The organism is Halobacillus sp. Marseille-Q1614, assembly GCF_902809865.1.
Lineage (GTDB): Bacteria > Bacillota > Bacilli > Bacillales > Halobacillaceae > Halobacillus_A.
In genome coordinates, this window is sequence record NZ_CADDWH010000001.1 from 3645329 (window position 1) to 3662870 (window position 17542).

The window sequence follows — 17542 nt, forward strand, 5'->3', positions numbered from 1 at the left end:
ACTATAACCATCAGTTATGGCAGGCCTTTGGAGCAAATATGTAAAAAGTGTGTAATGCTCCATTCTTACATGAAAATATGCGAAAATGGGAAGAAGAACTTATATAGAGGAGGACGACCCATGAAAAGGCGCATAGGAGTTGTAGAAGACGATCCCAATATTCGTGATATTGTTAAAGCTTACTTAGAAAAAGAAGGATATGAAGTAGTAACTTTAAATACGGCAGAAAAAGCTTGGGACTTTTTCCAGACCTCTCCTCCTGATTTGTGGGTGCTTGATATAATGCTTCCTGGTATGGATGGCTACGAATTCTGTAAAAGGATCCGGCAGACTTCCGAGGTGCCGATTATTATCATTTCCGCGAAGGACGAAGAGGTGGATAAGATCTTAGGCCTTGAACTGGGAGGCGATGATTACTTAACAAAACCTTTTAGTCCCCGGGAATTGGTCGCACGGGTGAAACGGCAGCTCAAGCGCTGGAGTGTCATGCAGACAGACAGCCAGGAGGAAATCGAGGAGATTACAGCCGGCGGACTAATTTTAAATGAAACCGAGCGAAGTGCTTATTTTCAGGGGAATGAAGTAGAGGTAACCACAAAGGAATATGAGCTGTTAAAAATTCTCGCCCAGCATGAGAACCGGGCATACAGCCGTGAGGAGCTGTTAGTAAAAGTGTGGGGTGAAGATTATTTCGGAAGTGACCGTGCCGTCGATGATCTCGTAAAGCGGCTGCGGAAAAAGATGAAGGAGCTTCCGCTTGAGACTGTTTGGGGCCATGGGTATCGCCTGCGTGGGAGACGCAGTTCCTCATGAAGCTTCAATATCAATTAAATGCTGCTTTTGCTGCTCTGATCCTGATTGTTATGTCTATTACAGCTTTTTATACCTACTCTCTGATAATGGATATGCTAATACAGGATGAAAGGGTCCAGCTCCAGGAACGCGCAGTTTTATTAAATCGAATCAGTCAGGAACAGGACGCATCCGTTAGGCTGTCTCAGCTGTCGGATCTTGTTCAGAACCAAAACTACCCGCTGCTGCTGTTTGATCTAAGCCAGGAAGAGGTTTTGTTCAGTTCATTACCAGCTGAAACAGCGGTAGACTGGATGAATCGGTTTGAAGATGAACTCGCCAGTGAGGAGGTTTGGGAGAGCAACGGGGAGAGCTATGTTGTGTACCCAATTTCATTTGCCCCGAACAGCTCACAGCGGATACTAGTGATGGCTACTCCTTTAGATGACCTCCAGATCGTCCAAAATGCGTTTGCCCAGCGAATGATACGGGTGATTGTGATTGGGCTTCTGCTGGCGCTGGCCGTCAGCTACTTTATGACGAACCGGCTGGTTACTCCGCTCAGCCGGCTGAAGCAGGAAGTGAAGAAGATTGAAAAAAGGAAGTTCAGTGAAGTCCAGCCTGTAAAATCAAGTGGAGAAATTAAGGATGTCGAGCAAAGTGTCCGCCATATGGCAGAAGAGCTGGAGCGGTATATAAATACACAGAAACAATTTTTCCAGAATGCTTCCCACGAATTAAAAACGCCGCTTATGTCTATTCAAGGGTATGCAGAAGGGATAAGAGACGGGATTTTTGAAGGGAAAGATGCAGAGCGCGGCTTAAATGTCATGGTCAGTGAAGCGGAACGGCTGAAAAAAATCGTAAATGAAATGATCCTGCTTGCTAAACTGGACAGCAGTGAAGATGTGTATCAGCCCTCCGAGGTTAATCTTGCCGAACTGACGGATCAAGCCAAAGACCGTTTATACCCGCTGGCTAATGAAAAAGGAGTCGTGCTTCATTCTAGTTCATATCATAAGTTTACTAGCTATGTGGATCCAGAAAGGGTTCTGCAAGCTCTGATCAATATTATCGGGAATGCTGTAAGACATGCAGAAACACGGGTGGACATAATTTCCAACATATCCAAAGATGTTCTATCCATAAAAGTCATCGATGATGGTTCAGGAATTCCGGAAGACCTGCTGCCACAGCTGTTTCAACGCTTCATCAAAGGGAAAGAAGGGGAAACGGGGCTCGGATTGGCTATTTCAAGAGCAATTATCGAACGAAGCGGGGGATCGATCCGTGCTTCTAACAATGAAGACGGCCCAGGGGCTGTGTTTGAAATAAGAATACCGAAACGACCGAACCCTGACCTGTCATGATATAATTTTTGAAAGATTGAGCGATTCAAGAGAAAGAGAGGACGAGCAATGGAAAAGAAACCATGTAAACATTCACTTACCGTAAAAAACTCGCACGTGCTTCCGCCTGATACGAATAGTCACGGCACATTATTTGGAGGTAAGCTGATGGCTCATATTGACGATGTCGCGGCAATTGCCGCGGTTCGACACTGCAGGAAACCTGTCGTCACAGCTTCTACAGATTCAGTCGACTTCCTTCAGCCTGTGTTTGAAGGTGATACGATTTGCCTTGAAGCCTTTGTCACGTGGACTCATAATACGTCGATGGAGGTCTTTATAAAAGCTATTACCGAGAACCTGCTGACAGGAGAACGAAAGGTATGTACGACGGCCTTTCTATCGATGGTAGCGGTTGATGAAAATAATCAGCCGACGCCGGTGCCTCCTGTTAAGCCGGAATCCGAAGAAGAGAAATGGCTTCATGAAGGTGCTCAGAAACGGCATGACCACCGTAAGGCAAGAAGAAAGGAATCCAAAGAGCTGGCTGAAATGTTCGGTACAGATCTTCCATGGAGCCAATAAAACAATCATAAACTAGACTTGCTGGGGCTAGGGAGGAAAGCAGATCGCTTTTTCATGCTTTTTGCAGGGTCAACAATTCTGATAACCACACCATCTGTTTTTCCGTTAAAGAACCCAAAAGGAAAAAACCCCTAGGAGAAAATAAAAATTCTCCTAGGGGTTTTTACTTTATGAAGACAGCTTCTTGCATTAGCTCTGAGCATGAACAAGCTCTTTTTGCTTCACTTCTTCTTCACGTGCCGTGCATAAGGATTCCCATTCATATGCAGCACCGTCACGCATTGTAATCATACGATCGGCAATGGCACGTGCATCTTCACGGTCATGAGTCACGAAAATCGAAGTCGTCCCTGTTTTCTTTATAATTTCTTTTAACTCACCACGTATTTTAATCTGCAGATCAGCGTCCAGGTTACTAAAAGGTTCATCCAGTAAGAGCAGTGACGGCTTAGGAGCGAGCGCTCTTGCTAAGGCGACTCGCTGTTGCTGCCCGCCGCTTAGCTCGTGCGGATAGCGTTTGGCAAAGTTCTTCATGTTCACAAGAAACAGCACTTCTTCCGTACGCTGTTTCTTCTCTTTGCGCCCATACCCTTTTAATCCGAATTGAATATTCTCGGCTACGGTCATATGAGGGAAGAGGGCGTAATCTTGAAAGACCATGCCGATCCCGCGTTTCTCAGGAAGGATGAAATGGCGATCATCTGTCATCACCTTATTGTTGATCTTAATCATTCCGCAGCTTGGCGTTTCAAGTCCGCACAGGAGGCGGAGGATTGTGCTTTTTCCGCTTCCGCTTTCCCCTAAAATGGATATGATTTCGCCTTGTTCAATCGTTAAACAGAAGTTATGAATCGTCTTATCATCTGATTTCGGATAATTGAAACAAAGATCCTGGATTTGAATGAACATATCATTTCGGCTCCTTTTCTAATACTTGGTGAAAGAAATAAATGGCGACAGCACTAATGACAACTATGATGATAGAAGCCAGCGAAGCTTCATGAATTTGTTCATCACTGGCATAACGGTAAGCATTCGTCGAAAGTGTATCAAAGTTAAAGGGTCTTAAAATCAGCGTAAGTGGAAGCTCCTTTATGATTTCGATAAAAGACAGGATAAAGCCGCTTATGAGCGGGCCCCTGATCATTTTTAAGTCGACTTTGAAAAAGGTCTTCGTAACATTCATTCCAAGCATTCGCGAAGCTTCCGTAAATTTATTGCCGACTTTGTCAAACCCGGCTTCTAATGAATTAAAGGAAACCGCTAGAAAACGGATTACATAAGCTGATATTAACATAAACAGGCTTGTACTGATAAATAATGATGTTTCTATCCCCGCTAATTCATAAAGTTCAAATAACAGATTGTCAATTTCGATAAATATGGTGCTGATTCCAACCGCTATGACAGCACCAGGAATGGAGTAGCCTAGAATGGTTACCCGGGCTGTCGATTTAGATATGAGGCTGTGGTGCATTCTTGAAAAGTTAGCGATGATCACGGCAAATACCGTAATCATGGCAGCACCTGCCAGGGAAACGAACAGCGAGTTTCGGATGAGCTCGAAAAAGGCGGTCGACATCATTTTTTCAAAGGTTAAGATCATCCACGACATCAGCTGGGCTGCGGGAATGACAAAACCTAAAGAGAAGATAAGAGCACTATAGCTGAAGGCCGTCCAGGCTCTGCCTCCTTTTAACTTAATGGGCTTCAAAGGGCGGACCTTCGTCGTCGTATAGCTGTATTTTTTACGTCCGCGGAGGATTTTTTCTAATACAAGAATCGCAAATACGATAAACATAAGAGTCGCCGAGAGCTTAATGGCTGCATTAAGATCACCCATCCCAAACCAGGTTTGGAAGATTGCTGTACTAAAAGTCGGCACGCCGAAATATTGGACGAGACCGTAATCGTTCAGCACTTCAAGTAACACAAGGCTTACTCCGCCTACGATGGCTCCTCTGGAAATCGGAAGAACGATTCGAAAGAATATTGAAAAAGGACCTCTGCCGAGCAGCCGGGCGTTCTCGATAAGAGAGGACGACTGGTTTTGCAGGAAAGCTCTTGTAATCATATAGACATATGGAAACAGGAACAATGTAAATATAAAAACAGTACCAGGCAGGTGAAGGATATTTACATAATCCTGGTTTACTTCGATCTTCCAGTTCTCTCTTAGATTTGTCTGAATTACGCCTGTATAGCTGAGCATGCCATTATAAGTGTAGCCGGCTATATAAGGTGGGATAGCCAGCGGAAGAATCAATCCCCATTTGAAGAATTTTTTTAAGGGAAAGTCATAAGCTGAGACAAGCCATGCGAGACTTGTGCCAATCATGACGGATAGAAAACCTGTAAATATAATAAGCAGGCTTGTATTTTTAATAAGATTGGGAAGTATGAATTCCTGGATATGCGGCCAATTTTCGGCTTTTTCAGTGAAAAAGCTGACCAGTATAGTAACGTTCGGCAATAAAATGAGGACAACGATCATTAGAGTAAGTAATGTCCACATATTCACATATCCTGGAAGTTTTCGAAACAGCTTCAAAACGGACACGTCCTTTAAAGATTAAACCTGAATAAAAAGCGTACCGTTCTATCATACCAGGTCGATAGCTTTATTGTATATACATGAAAGGCCGCCCTTTACATAAGGGCGGCAGAGGGGAAGAGGGTTTATTTCCAGCCCACTTCATTCATGATTTTAATAGCTTCAGAGTTATTTTCACCTAACTCGCTTAAGTTTAAGTCTTGTTCTTTGAAGTCTCCCCACTCTTTAAGAGTATCAGCAGGTTCAACATTTTCATTTACTGGATACTCATAATTAGCTTCGGCAAACTTCGCTTGAGCTTCCTCTTTTGAGAGGAATTCCATAAACTTCTGAGCATCTTCGGTGTTCTTGCTGCTGGCAGCTAAGCCGATACCACTGATGTTTACGTGAGTTCCATTGCTGTCCTGATTCGGGAAGATAATGCCAAGCTGTTTAGCTACATCTACTTCAGCCTGGTCTTCAGAGTGAAGCATTTTTCCAAGATAGTAGGTATTCATAACGGCAACGTCACCTTCACCAGCGGCGATACCTTTCGCCTGGTCGCGGTCTCCGCCTTGAGGATCGCGTGCCATATTGTCAACGACGCCTTGAGCCCATTCTTTAGCTGCTTCTTCACCTTCTAAAGCGATCATAGAAGCTACTAGAGATTGGTTGTAAATATTCTCAGAGCCTCGGATTAATACTTTATCCTGCCATTCATCTTTCGTCAGGTCAGAGTAAGTTTTAATATCATCAGGGTTTACTGTTTCTTTATTATAAACAATCACACGGGCACGTTTCGTTAGACCAAACCACTGATTATCTTCATCACGAAGTTTTTCAGGGATATTTTCATTTAGAACTTCATTATCGACTTGCTGTAAAAGTTCGTCCGCTTTTGCACGGTGCAGACGTCCGGCATCGGCTGTAATCAGCAGGTCAGCTTCAGAAGCTTTTCCTTCGCGCTTCATACGAGCGATAAGTTCATCATCTTTTCCTTCGATTACGTTAACTTTAATTCCAGTTTCTTCAGTGAACTGATCATATAATTCTTGATCTGTATCATAATGACGACCTGTATAAAGGTTGATTTCTCCAGCTTTCTCGCTGTTCTGGGCTTCTTCATCTCCGCCTTCAGAAGAAGAGTCTTCTTCCTGGCTGCTGCCGCAAGCAGCTAACGCTATTGCCGAAAATAATAATAAGCTAAATAAAAACCATTTCTTCAAGTTCCTCACCTCATATGTAATTTTCTTTTGTGTAAATGAAAATGATTTTCAATGTCATTGACTATTTTACTTGATTTGGGGAAGATGTCAACCGAATATTAGGCAAATAGATGAAATTTCCAGATAATTATATTTAACTATGAAACAGTTATGGTAAAGTATCTTTTGCGGATGTTTATCTGAGCGTATATAAGGGAAATATTTCTTCATTGTAAAATAATTACAGAAAGTGGAGGTGAGCGCTTTGGAGAGCGTCATTACATTCTTAAACACGATTATTTGGGAATACGTTATCATTATTGTTCTATTAGGACTTGGTCTGTTTTTTACGGTTCGTCTGAAGCTTGCCCAGTTTACTTATATCCCGGAAATGTTTAGGGTACTGTTTGATAAGCGGGCCATATCAGCGAAAGGGAAAAAAGGAACATCTCCCTTTCAGGCGTTTGCAATTAGTACAGCCTCCCGTGTCGGTACAGGGAACTTGGCAGGGGTAGCGGCAGCGATTACCATTGGAGGTCCGGGTGCGGTATTCTGGATGTGGCTTGTCGCAATTTTAGGGGGAGCTTCCAGCTTCATAGAAAGTACACTTGCACAAATTTATAAGGTGCCGGATAAGGATCAATATCGGGGCGGTCCTGCGTACTATATGGAAAAAGGTTTAAAGAACCGTAAGCTTGGAATTATTTTTGCCATAACTATTACGTTTACGTACGGTCTGGTATTCAGTTCTGTTCAATCAAATACCATCCGCCTTGCCTTTGAAGAATCGTTCAATATGGGTAAATGGGTGATGGGGGCAATTTTAACAGTCATCGTAGCGCTGATTATTTTCGGCGGCTTAAGGAGAATTGCACAGGTAACTCAAATTGTTATTCCAGTCATGGCGATTTTTTATTTAATATTAGCCGGGTACGTTGTTTTTGGTAATTTAGGGCAGATTCCAGAAATGTTCGCTTTAATCTTTCAGAGTGCTTTTGGCTTTGAGCAGTTTGCCGGAGGTACATTTGGCGGAATGATATTAATCGGTGTTCAGCGCGGGCTTTTCTCTAACGAAGCCGGTATGGGCAGTGCGCCAAATGCAGCGGCAACATCGGAAGTTACTCACCCGGTTAAGCAGGGTCTTATTCAGACATTAGGGGTATTTATAGATACGCTCGTTATTTGTAGTGCTACTGCTGTTATTATTTTGGTTTCAGGAGAGTATATCAATACCGATTTAGATGGTATACAGGTCACCCAGCTTGCTTTTGAAACAGAGCTTGGTACTTGGGCTGCTGTCTTCGTGGCTGTGGCGATCTTCTTATTTGCCTTCAGTTCTATTATTGGTAACTATTATTATGGAGAAACAAATATCGAATTTATTAAAACAAGTTCAAGCACTATGCTGATTTACCGCTTAGGTGTGCTAGCTATGGTGATGTTTGGGGCGGTTGCGGAATTCGGACTTGTCTGGTCGCTGGCCGATCTTACGATGGGGATTATGGCACTGATCAACTTGTTCGCCATCCTGCTGCTGTCAAAAGTAGCCTATGCTGCTTTAAAAGACTATACGCGTCAGAGAAAGCAAGGAAAGGATCCTGTCTTTTATCAGGACCACCTCCCTGGTGTTGAAGGTATGGAATACTGGAGAAGAGACCAGTCATCTGAAAAAGAATCTGTTAAATAAAAGCGCCTTTAAACGGTCTTGTTGATTTTATACAGAAAAGTTCTGTGAGACTAAACGGGCTGTTTGTGACTCCTGCAGTGAGGCCGCGAACGAGCGGGTCCCATTTTCAAAAATCACATTCAAAATTAACATAGCCAATGAAAAAAGACTGCATGGAAGATCTGACTCCTTGCAGTCTTTTTAAAATGGAAACAATAGGACCTTATGATAAAGTAGTAGTAGATTTGATTACTAAAGGGTGGGCAAGATGAGCATTTTAACTGTCGAACAATTAAGTAAGAGTTACGGGGACAAAGACTTATTTAACGATTTATCATTCACTATATCTCAAGGCCAGAGAATTGGTCTTATTGGAGTCAATGGAACTGGGAAATCTACGTTATTGAAAATTATTGCCGGCTTAGAGACAGGCGATACCGGCGATAAACAGCATGCGAAGGATTTTAATATCGAATATTTGCCCCAGGAACCGCAGCTTGATGTGAATTTAACTGTATTAGAGCAAATCTATTTTGGTGATTCTGATATCATGAGGGCAATTCGTGAGTACGAAGAAGTGCTTCAGCAGCTTATGAAAGACCCTGAAAACCCTGGGATTCAGGATAAAATGCTGAAAAAGCAGCAGAAGATGGATAACACCGGGGCCTGGGAAGCGAATACAGCAGCAAAAACGATTTTGACGAAGCTTGGAATTGAATCCTTTGATCAGAAGATCCGCAATCTATCAGGCGGCCAGAAAAAGCGTGTAGCGATCGCCAAGGCACTTATCCAGCCTGCAGACCTGCTGCTTCTCGATGAGCCGACTAACCATCTCGACAATGAAACGATTGAATGGCTCGAAGAATATCTAGCCCAGTATAAAGGCGCGCTAATGGTAGTTACACACGACCGTTACTTCCTAAATAGAGTCAGCAATCTTATCTATGAACTGGACAAAGGCCGTTTATATACGTATCAGGGAAACTATGAAACCTTTTTAGAAAAGAAAGCCGAGCGTGAGGAATGGGAAAGGCAGGCAGAGCAGAAGCACCAAAATACGCTAAGAAGAGAGCTCGCCTGGTTAAAACGAGGAGCCAAAGCCAGAACTACCAAGCAAAAGGCACGCAAGCAGAGAGTAGAAGCTATGCAGGAACAAAGCTTCGAGACAGAAAAACAAAATGTGGACATGGCAATTGGTTCGACCCGTTTAGGGAATCAGGTCATTGAGTTGAAAGATATTTCTCATTCATTCGGAAGCCAGCCTATCCTCGATGATTTTAATTACCTCGTCGTTCCACAGGAGCGTATCGGAATTATCGGTCCAAACGGTTCTGGGAAAACGACACTGTTGAATATTTTGGCCGGCCGGATCACTCCTGATAGAGGGGAAGTAGCCGTCGGATCTACTGTGAAAATTGGCTATTACACGCAGGATCATGAAGATATCGATGGTTCTCTTAAAGTCATTGAGTATATAAAAGAAGCAGCTGAAGTCATTACAACAGCGGATGGTGATGAAATAACAGCAGAGCAGATGCTGGAAAGATTTTTATTTCCAAGATCCCATCAGTGGACGTATATTCACCGATTATCAGGCGGAGAAAGACGTCGCTTGTATTTACTGCGGGTACTGATGACGGAGCCGAACGTATTGTTCTTGGATGAGCCAACCAACGACTTAGATACTGAAACGTTAAGTGTTCTGGAAGATTATTTAGAACATTTTCCGGGTGTCGTCATTACTGTTTCCCACGACCGTTATTTCTTAGATCGCGTCGTTGATAAACTGCTTGCGTTTAAAGGCAGCGGATCCATTGACCGCTTCTACGGGAACTATTCGGAGTATTTAGAGCAGGTGAAAACGGATCTATCCGTAAGAGCTAAAGAAAAGCCGGTTTCATCCAATCAGGAAGTCACACGCCGCTCCAATCGAAAACGCAAGCTCTCATACCGCGAGAAACAGGAGTGGGAAACGATAGAAGACGAGATTGCTTCAATGGAGGAGCAGGTCGAAAAGCTGGATGAGCAAATGGCAGCTGCAGCTGCCGATTACAGCAAGGTCGAAGAATTATCGAAGGAAAAAGAACAGCTGGAGCAGCAGTTAGAGCAGAAAATGGAACGCTGGGAAGAGCTGTCCCTCATAGTTGAAGAGGTTGAAGAATCCTAATCACCCAAGGGAAATCCCTTGTGTTTTTATATGACTTCGGAGGAGATCGAGAGTAAGGATGCTTGCCGGTTCGTCCGAAAAAAAAGCAAGCGAACCCCCTCCCTTTTTGAGTTGAATACACACACAAATTTTGTGAAAAAAATGAAATTATGGAATAATGAGAACGGATACATCCCCTATTAGATAAAGAGGAGAGACGAAAATGATGAAGTTTCCAAGCCAGGAAAAACTGGAGAAATATGCAGAGCTTGCATTAAAAACAGGAGTTAACCTACAGAACGATCAGCGATTAATGATCAACTCCACAGTAGAAGGGGCTCCGTTCACGCGCATAGTAGCGAAGAAAGCTTATGAAATGGGCGCCAAAGATGTCTATGTCGTGTGGGCAGATGATGAATTAGCCCGTCTGCGCTATGAGCATGCAGATGTTGAAGTTTTAAAAGAAGTACCGGAGTGGCAGCGTAAGATGTTTGACTATTTCGGTGAAGAAGGCGCAGCCGTATTATCTATCCGTTCCACTGACCCAGACCTTCTAAAAGGAATTGATGCAGGAAAGGTAGCTGCTGCCAACAAAGCGAGAGCAGAAGCAATGTCTAATTTCCGCAGTTATACGATGAATGACCGGATTCAGTGGAGTATCATAAGCATTCCGATTCCTGCCTGGGCTCAAAAGATCTTTCCTAATGAGTCTGAAGAAGATTCGATTGATAAGCTGTGGGAGGAGATCTTCAGCATCGTACGCGTAGATCAGGACGATCCTGTAGCCGCATGGGAAGAGCATAATGCTACACTTGATATAGTTCGTAAATATTTAAATGACAAGCAGTATCAAAAGCTTGTATATAAAGCGCCTGGAACAGATCTTGAGGTAGAGCTTCCTAAAGGCCATATTTGGAAAGGCGGTTCTTCTCAGACAGAAAAGAAGGTCACTTTTAACCCTAACATGCCGACAGAAGAAGTATTTACGGCTCCACATAAATATGGAGTAAACGGACATGTATCAAGCACGAAACCGCTCAACTACGGCGGAAATGTCATCGACAATTTCACCCTTACCTTTAAAGATGGAAAAGTCGTTGATTTTAAAGCAGAGCAGGGAGAAGAAACGTTGCAGCACCTGCTGGATACGGATGAAGGCTCTAAACATCTTGGGGAAATGGCGCTCGTGCCTCACGAATCGCCAATCTCCCAGTCTGGCCTGATTTTCTACAACACGCTATATGACGAAAATGCTTCCTGCCACCTTGCTTTAGGAAAAGCCTATCCGAACAACGTCGAGGGCGGATCACATATGAATGAAGAAGAATTAGACCAAAACGGCGTCAACGACAGCTTAAGCCACGTAGACTTTATGATGGGTTCCGGCGAGCTGGATATTGACGGCTATTTAGAAGATGGAACAAAAGAGCCTGTCATGAGAAACGGAAGCTGGGCTATCGATTTTTAAATAAAGAAAAAAGAACTTAGGCTGACAGGCTGTCGAGATACCTTCTCGGCAGCCATATTTTTTGCTCATTTTCACTTTATTGATGAAAATGGTTAACCTTGATAAAATGCATAGCTTCATGAAGTTCAAAGCTTAGCGATTCAAGAGATTCCTGCGGAAAAACGAATGACAGAGACCACACAGCGCGGGTTTCGTGAGATCGGGCGTTCGTCAGCGTCCTGTAAGTATTCTAAAGGCTGAGAGCATTGTATTTCAGTGCTTATTCTTATGGATAGAAGCCTGGAAATAAGGGAATAGTCCTTATACAGGAAATGAGGGGAATAATATGCAAGCATATGACGCAGCCATCGTAGGCGCAGGGTTTGGGGGCCTTGCTGCCGGCGCCGAATTAAGTAAAAAAGGATATAAAATTGCTGTTTTTGAAGCTTCCAATGAACTTGGAGGAAGTGCGGGTAAATTTGTGCGGGACGGTTACCGGTTCCAATCAGGGGCTACCGTTGGAATGGGATTTGAGCCGGGAGGAGTATTTGATCGCTTCTATGAATCACTTGAATTATCAAAGCCACCGATGACCCTTCTTGACCCGATTATGGATATCCACCTTCCTGATCAGACCATTCACTACTATAAGGATTCTCACCGCTGGTATCAGGAAATTGATCTGCATTTCCCGGATGTCAAAGAGAATGTGAAAGCTTTTTATGATGAAGTATTCAAGGTCGGTGCCCTCGTTGACCGTTTAATAGAGAAGCGGCCGGTTTTTCCTCCTAAAACGATAAGTGACTTGATGATGATTCCTCCTCTACTGGACAAAGACTCCATAAAACTTCTGCCGTTTATGACCCAGACGGTCTATCATCGCCTTAGAAAATACGGTCTCGAAAAGCATAAGCTGTTTCTCACTTTTTTAAATGGAGAATTGATGGACAGTGTTCAGACGAGTGTAGAATACTGCCCGGCATTTTTAGGGTATACGGCTCTGCAGACCTTTCATAAAGGAGCCTTTGCCGTGCACGGCGGTCTTGCGGTCATTGCAGAACAATGGGGTGAATTTATTAAGCAGCAGGGAAGTGATGTATTTAAAAGACACCCTGTATTTGAAGTATCAAAGGAAGGGGACACCTTCAAGCTGTCCACAAAAAGAAATCAGGCGTTCTATAGTAAACGGGTGATTTTAAATAATTCCGTTCATAACTTTCCTTCTGTCGTCAATGATGAATTGCTGAAGCGGGCGTATGTGAGAAAAAGCAAAGAGCAGGAGCGGAAAGCATGGGGAGCGTTTATCATTCATGGCGGTGTAAAAGAGAAAGTCTTTAAAAATACGGACAGCCTTTATCATCAATTTATTGACCCAGATAACTCTGAAGCATTACACGATGGAGGCCAATTCTTGCTGTCACTTTCAAGCAGGGGAGATACAACAATGGCACCAGAAGGCATGCGTTCCTTTACGTTATCGACCCATACGGTTATTGAGAAGTGGTGGGAGAGACAGGAATATGACAACAATAAGCAAGCGATGACTGATAATCTGCTTTCTACGGTTAATCATTATTTTGATGGATTTACTGACAGCTTGGATCTCGTCCTGCCAGGGACACCGGTTACTTTTCAGAAATGGTTAAGACGGGATCAGGGAAAAGTCGGAGGGTATGCACCTGATGGCCGCTTCAGCTGGCTGCGCAGTTATTCCGCCCGTACTGGAATTCCTGACCTTTATCAATGTGGGGATACGGTTTTCCCGGGGGCCGGGACGCTTGGAGTTACTTTATCAGGACTCATAGCAGCGAGGTTAATTACAAAAGATTGAGGAATGATAAAAAGGGTATATAAGTGTTAACCAGATATTAAAGGAGGAGCGATCATGACAGGTATTGAGGGTGAACTGCCGGGTTTTCAATCAAACCCTAATGATATAGGAAAATGCAGCAGCTGTGGAATCATCTTGAGATCACGTCATGAGAAGGAAGTTATGATGTGTAAGGATTGTCAGAATCGTCATAGAGACCGTGAAGATATTGTGGGTAAAGATAAGAAATAAAGAGATCAGTCAGGAAATATACGTAAAGGCCCCAGGGGCTAACCCAGGGCCTTTTTGTATGGGGAAATATTGTTTCTTTACATAATAGGCAAAAGAATGATAGGGTAAGCAATTGTGTGAAAAAGAAAAAAAGGAGTGCCATATGAATAAAAATCAAAGCAGTCGAGTAGACTGGCCTGTCTTTATAATTAGTGGAGGGGCTTTAATTCTGTTCGTTATTTTTGCTCTTATTAATATTACATGGATTGAAAATTTTGTTAATCAAACGTTCGCTTGGTCAGCTAAATACTTCGGAGGATTCTGGCAGCTGCTAATGCTTGCCACCTTCCTGGTAGGGATTTGGCTTGCTTTCTCCAAGTATGGAAAAATCAGAATGGGAAATTTGGAAAAACCGGAGCTCAGCCTGTATAAGTGGCTGTCTATTATTATGGCCACACTGCTGGCCGGCGGTGGTGTGTTCTGGGCTGCAGGAGAGCCAATGTACCACTTCCTTACTGTTCCACCATACCTTTCTCACAGAGGAATCGAAGCAGGAACAGCAGCTGCTGTAAACCCTGCCTTAGCTCAAAGCTTTATGCACTGGGGATTTTTAGCCTGGGCGATCCTCGGAACCATTAGTGCGGTAATTATGATGTATGGGCATTATCAAAAAGGAATGCCGTTAAAGCCACGTACACTTCTCTACCCGATTTTTGGTGAAAAGCTGCGTAACAGCTGGCTTGGTACATTGGTAGATGCTTTTTGTATAATTGCGGTTGCTGCAGGTACCATTGGGCCGATCGGTTTTCTTGGACTTCAGGCAAGTTACGGATTACAGGAGTTAATGGGGATTCCAGATACGTTCAGCACCCAGTTTTCCATCATTTTTGCTGTCGTCCTGATTTCTACGGTTTCCGCAATTTCTGGTCTATATAAAGGAATTCAGCTGTTGAGCAGTTTCAATGTTCGCTTAGCTATAGGATTAATGGTGTTTATCTTGATTGTCGGTCCAGGAGGATTTATCGTTAACCATTTCATATCTTCCTTTGGTTTATATGTAGATCAATTTATTCCGATGAGTACGTACCGTGGAGATGCAGACTGGCTTTCATTATGGACGGTCTTCTTCTGGGGATGGTTCATTGGATATGGTCCGATGATGGCTATTTTAGTAAGCCGCATTTCCCGCGGAAGAACGATACGCGAAATTATTGTCGCAGTATCCATCTTTGCACCAGTTATTTCTGCCTTCTGGTTCACAATTCTCGGAGGTTCCGGAATTTTCTTCGAATTGCAGAACCCAGGGTCGGTATCAGAGGCATTAAATGCAGCAGGTAATCATGCGGCTATGTTTGCGATTACGGAACAGTTCCCTCTGGCTTCCATTATCTCGCCGTTGTTCTTAGTGCTGACGGTTTTATTTGTTGTAACTACAAGTGACTCTATGTCTTATACAATCGCTATGGCAGTCATAGGCGAAGGAAATCCGAAAAAATGGCTGCGCATTTTCTGGTCAGTGATTATGGGGTCGATTGCCGCAATTCTTCTTGTTACGGGAGACAGCGGAATTACCCAGCTGCAGAACTTTATCGTCGTAACGGCTGTGCCGGTATCCCTGATCTTACTTCCTACGATCTGGCTGGCTCCCCGCGTGGCAAAACAAATGTGGACGGAACAGTATAAAAAATAAGGACTGGTCTCATAAGTCCGAAAAGAAAACCCTCGAAGAGAATGAAATTTCTCCAAGGGTTTTTTCTTTTGTGTTCTTTTTTTAACAACTGAGGCTGATCAGACCGTGGAGAGCGAGTCGTTTTCCCGTCTGCCCAAAGTGTAGGGATGATGTGGAGACCTCCTTAGCTTTGTTTAAGAACGGCTCTTACAGGACTCCCGTCCGCTTCTTCCATTTTTAAAGGAAAGGCAGTCAGCTCATAGACTCCCGGAGCTACATGATCAAGCACCAATCCTTCAAGAATGAAAATATCAGCTGCGTATAAGCTGTGGTGTCCCGGCAGCTCTTTACTTGTTTCTGGATCTACCGATGGAGTATCCACTCCAATAAGGTGAATCCCTTTTTCCTTTAAGAAAAGACCGGTGTCTTCACCAATCACTGTATAGGATGGGGGGAACTGCTTGCGGTCTTTCCAGCTTAATGTTCGAAATAACAACTTTTCGACACCGTTAAAATCAAACGGCTCAAGATCATCGGCAGTGATTACATCTTTACCTTCCATATTGAGCACAAGTGCGTTTCCGGCAAACCGGTCAAGCGGGAGGGCGGCCGCTTTTTCTCCATCATTATCATAATGAAAAGGGGCATCCACGTGTGTGCCTATATGGTTGCTCGCTTGAAACTGGCCGACATTCACGGAGCCTGTATCTTCCATACCCCAAGTTAATTTATATTGAAAAGGTTCATCGCCAGGCCAGGGGGGAGTGCCGCTGTTAAGAGTCATAGAAATATCGATCCACTTCATCGTTTTCCTCCTTATGCTATAATGTCGCGTTCATTTTTAAACTGCTTGTACTTTTTCTGTTCCATAATATCTTTTAAAATCATTACCGTGTCATAGACGTCTTCATAGGAAACGTAAAGAGCGATAGGCGCCAGTCTTATGACATTTGGTGAACGGAAATCAGGAATAACGCCTTCCTGTTTGAGCGCCTTACAAATACTCGCGGCTTGCGGGTGGACCAGGCTTACGTGGCCGCCGCGTGCATCATCATTAACCGGATTGGCAATGGAAAACGTATCTTCCGGCAGGTGATCTTGGATTAGATCCATCAGAAGACGGGTTAATTTCAGCGATTTTTCCCTAAGGGTTTCAATTCCTGCTTCATTAAATATTTCCAGCGAGCCAAGCAGCGGAGCAGAGCTTAATATGTGCGGCGTGCCGATTTGAAAGGCGCCTGCTGTGTCTGCTGGTGTTAAATCATGATCCATATCAAATTGCTTATCTTTGCTGGAGCTGAACCAGCCGGCCAGTCCCGGTTTTTGGCCGAGGTGTTTTTCATGGACAAACAATCCTCCAACACCGCCAGGTCCGCTGTTTAAGTATTTATACGTACACCATACCGCAAAGTCGACATTCCAATCGTGAAGCTCGTGAGGCAGGGATCCAATCGAATGAGCTAAATCAAACCCTGTAATGATGCCGTGGGCATGAGCTGCATCAGTCAGCTTCTTCATATCTAACAGCTGGCCGCTTCTATATAGAACAGAAGGAAGCAGCATGACGGCGACTTCATCATTCATTTGTTGAATAATCTCGTCCTCACTGAGAGTATAGCCATCCTCGCTGCCAACCTGGATAAGGTGATTTTCAGGTGAATAGCCGTGAAGCTCAAGCTGGCTTTTGATGGCATATATATCTGATGGGAAATTGAGCGCATCCGATAATATTTTCGTCCGCCTGCCTTTTGGCTTGTAAAAGGTAGCCAGAAGCTGATGCAGGTTTGTCGTAATAGATCCTGTATTAATTACTTCATGAGCATGAGCTCCCACTAAGGGGGCTGTCATTTCGCCGATTTTCTCCGACATATAATACCAAGGCTGCTTTCCGGACATCCACCCTTCGATGCCATGCTCTTTCCAGTCTTCAATAGAAGTGAGTACAGCTTTTTCAGCTCTTTTTGACAGCAGTCCTAACGAATTACCATCCATATAATATGTGCCTTCCTGAATATAAAACTCATCCTTAAATGAGCGGAGTTTGTCTCGTTCATCAAGCCTTAAGATTTCATGTCTATCCATTCCATCCCCTCCTATGTTTATTATAAA

At 43.7% G+C, this 17542-nt stretch carries 14 protein-coding genes; 9 read left to right on the top strand and 5 right to left on the bottom strand.

The features are described from left to right. Positions 1-120: 120 nt before the first annotated feature. From HUS26_RS18250 to HUS26_RS18260, 3 genes are read left to right on the top strand one after another with little or no spacing between them, the layout of a single operon-like run. A complete protein-coding gene (locus HUS26_RS18250; protein WP_173918461.1) occupies positions 121-813 on the top strand; it encodes a response regulator transcription factor in 693 nt (230 codons plus the stop codon). Beyond that, positions 810-2162, top strand: a complete 1353-nt coding sequence (locus HUS26_RS18255) for a HAMP domain-containing sensor histidine kinase (protein ID WP_173918462.1) — start codon at positions 810-812, stop codon at positions 2160-2162. The genes HUS26_RS18250 and HUS26_RS18255 overlap by 4 nt, the downstream gene beginning before the upstream one ends. Positions 2163-2210: 48 nt before the next feature. Then, positions 2211-2726 carry an acyl-CoA thioesterase gene (locus HUS26_RS18260; protein ID WP_173918463.1) on the top strand — a complete coding sequence of 172 codons (516 nt, stop codon included), beginning with the start codon at positions 2211-2213 and terminating at the stop codon, positions 2724-2726. A gap of 189 nt (positions 2727-2915) precedes the next feature. On the opposite strand, the gene HUS26_RS18265 is transcribed toward HUS26_RS18260, so the two are convergent. The 3 genes from HUS26_RS18265 to HUS26_RS18275 all read right to left on the bottom strand — a co-directional run bounded on the left by HUS26_RS18265 (position 2916) and on the right by HUS26_RS18275 (position 6485). After that, positions 2916-3635 (bottom strand): ABC transporter ATP-binding protein, encoded by a 720-nt coding sequence (locus HUS26_RS18265; RefSeq protein WP_173918464.1) that lies wholly within the window; start codon positions 3633-3635, stop codon positions 2916-2918. A gap of 1 nt (position 3636) precedes the next feature. Beyond that, positions 3637-5241, bottom strand: a complete 1605-nt coding sequence (locus HUS26_RS18270) for an iron ABC transporter permease (RefSeq protein WP_254434240.1) — start codon at positions 5239-5241, stop codon at positions 3637-3639. A 164-nt stretch (positions 5242-5405) separates the two neighbouring features. Continuing rightward, on the bottom strand, positions 5406-6485 hold the full coding sequence (locus HUS26_RS18275; protein ID WP_254434241.1) for a Fe(3+) ABC transporter substrate-binding protein: 1080 nt from the start codon (positions 6483-6485) through the stop codon (positions 5406-5408). A 235-nt stretch (positions 6486-6720) separates the two neighbouring features. Here HUS26_RS18275 and HUS26_RS18280 point away from each other — a divergent pair, with 235 nt between their 5' ends. The 6 genes from HUS26_RS18280 (at position 6721) to HUS26_RS18305 (ending at position 15454) form a co-directional block, all read left to right on the top strand. Next, entirely contained in the window at positions 6721-8151 is a 1431-nt protein-coding gene (locus tag HUS26_RS18280) for a sodium:alanine symporter family protein (RefSeq protein ID WP_173918466.1), read from the top strand. A 247-nt stretch (positions 8152-8398) separates the two neighbouring features. After that, positions 8399-10297: an ABC-F family ATP-binding cassette domain-containing protein gene (locus HUS26_RS18285; protein WP_173918467.1), complete on the top strand. Its 1899-nt coding sequence runs from the start codon at positions 8399-8401 to the stop codon at positions 10295-10297. A gap of 205 nt (positions 10298-10502) precedes the next feature. After that, positions 10503-11744, top strand: a complete 1242-nt coding sequence (locus tag HUS26_RS18290; RefSeq protein WP_173918907.1) for an aminopeptidase — start codon at positions 10503-10505, stop codon at positions 11742-11744. 325 nt (positions 11745-12069) lie between these two features. Further along, positions 12070-13554: an NAD(P)/FAD-dependent oxidoreductase gene (locus HUS26_RS18295; protein ID WP_173918468.1), complete on the top strand. Its 1485-nt coding sequence runs from the start codon at positions 12070-12072 to the stop codon at positions 13552-13554. A gap of 54 nt (positions 13555-13608) precedes the next feature. Next, positions 13609-13785, top strand: coding sequence for a hypothetical protein (locus HUS26_RS18300; RefSeq protein ID WP_173918469.1), 177 nt, complete (start codon positions 13609-13611; stop codon positions 13783-13785). 142 nt (positions 13786-13927) lie between these two features. Next, the gene (locus HUS26_RS18305) at positions 13928-15454 is read left to right on the top strand and encodes a BCCT family transporter (protein ID WP_173918470.1); all 1527 of its coding nucleotides are present in this window, start codon (positions 13928-13930) and stop codon (positions 15452-15454) included. Between the two features lie 163 nt (positions 15455-15617). On the opposite strand, the gene kynB is transcribed toward HUS26_RS18305, so the two are convergent. Further along, positions 15618-16238 (bottom strand): arylformamidase, encoded by a 621-nt coding sequence (gene kynB, locus HUS26_RS18310; protein WP_173918471.1) that lies wholly within the window; start codon positions 16236-16238, stop codon positions 15618-15620. Between the two features lie 11 nt (positions 16239-16249). Then, complete coding sequence (gene kynU / locus HUS26_RS18315; RefSeq protein WP_173918472.1) at positions 16250-17515, bottom strand: kynureninase; 1266 nt, start codon at positions 17513-17515, stop codon at positions 16250-16252. Between the last annotated feature and the right edge of the window lie 27 nt (positions 17516-17542).

Bases quoted from the DNA above. Each gene is read 5' to 3' on its own strand.
- kynU (WP_173918472.1), bottom strand. From the start codon at position 17,515: ATGGATAGACATGAAATCTTAAGGCTTGATGAACGAGACAAACTCCGC.
- HUS26_RS18265 (WP_173918464.1), bottom strand. From the start codon at position 3,635: ATGTTCATTCAAATCCAGGATCTTTGTTTCAATTATCCGAAATCAGAT.
- HUS26_RS18250 (WP_173918461.1), top strand. From the start codon at position 121: ATGAAAAGGCGCATAGGAGTTGTAGAAGACGATCCCAATATTCGTGAT.
- HUS26_RS18290 (WP_173918907.1), top strand. From the start codon at position 10,503: ATGAAGTTTCCAAGCCAGGAAAAACTGGAGAAATATGCAGAGCTTGCA.
- HUS26_RS18295 (WP_173918468.1), top strand. From the start codon at position 12,070: ATGCAAGCATATGACGCAGCCATCGTAGGCGCAGGGTTTGGGGGCCTT.
- HUS26_RS18305 (WP_173918470.1), top strand. From the start codon at position 13,928: ATGAATAAAAATCAAAGCAGTCGAGTAGACTGGCCTGTCTTTATAATT.
- HUS26_RS18300 (WP_173918469.1), top strand. From the start codon at position 13,609: ATGACAGGTATTGAGGGTGAACTGCCGGGTTTTCAATCAAACCCTAAT.
- HUS26_RS18260 (WP_173918463.1), top strand. From the start codon at position 2,211: ATGGAAAAGAAACCATGTAAACATTCACTTACCGTAAAAAACTCGCAC.
- HUS26_RS18270 (WP_254434240.1), bottom strand. From the start codon at position 5,241: ATGTGGACATTACTTACTCTAATGATCGTTGTCCTCATTTTATTGCCG.
- HUS26_RS18255 (WP_173918462.1), top strand. From the start codon at position 810: ATGAAGCTTCAATATCAATTAAATGCTGCTTTTGCTGCTCTGATCCTG.
- kynB (WP_173918471.1), bottom strand. From the start codon at position 16,238: ATGAAGTGGATCGATATTTCTATGACTCTTAACAGCGGCACTCCCCCC.
- HUS26_RS18285 (WP_173918467.1), top strand. From the start codon at position 8,399: ATGAGCATTTTAACTGTCGAACAATTAAGTAAGAGTTACGGGGACAAA.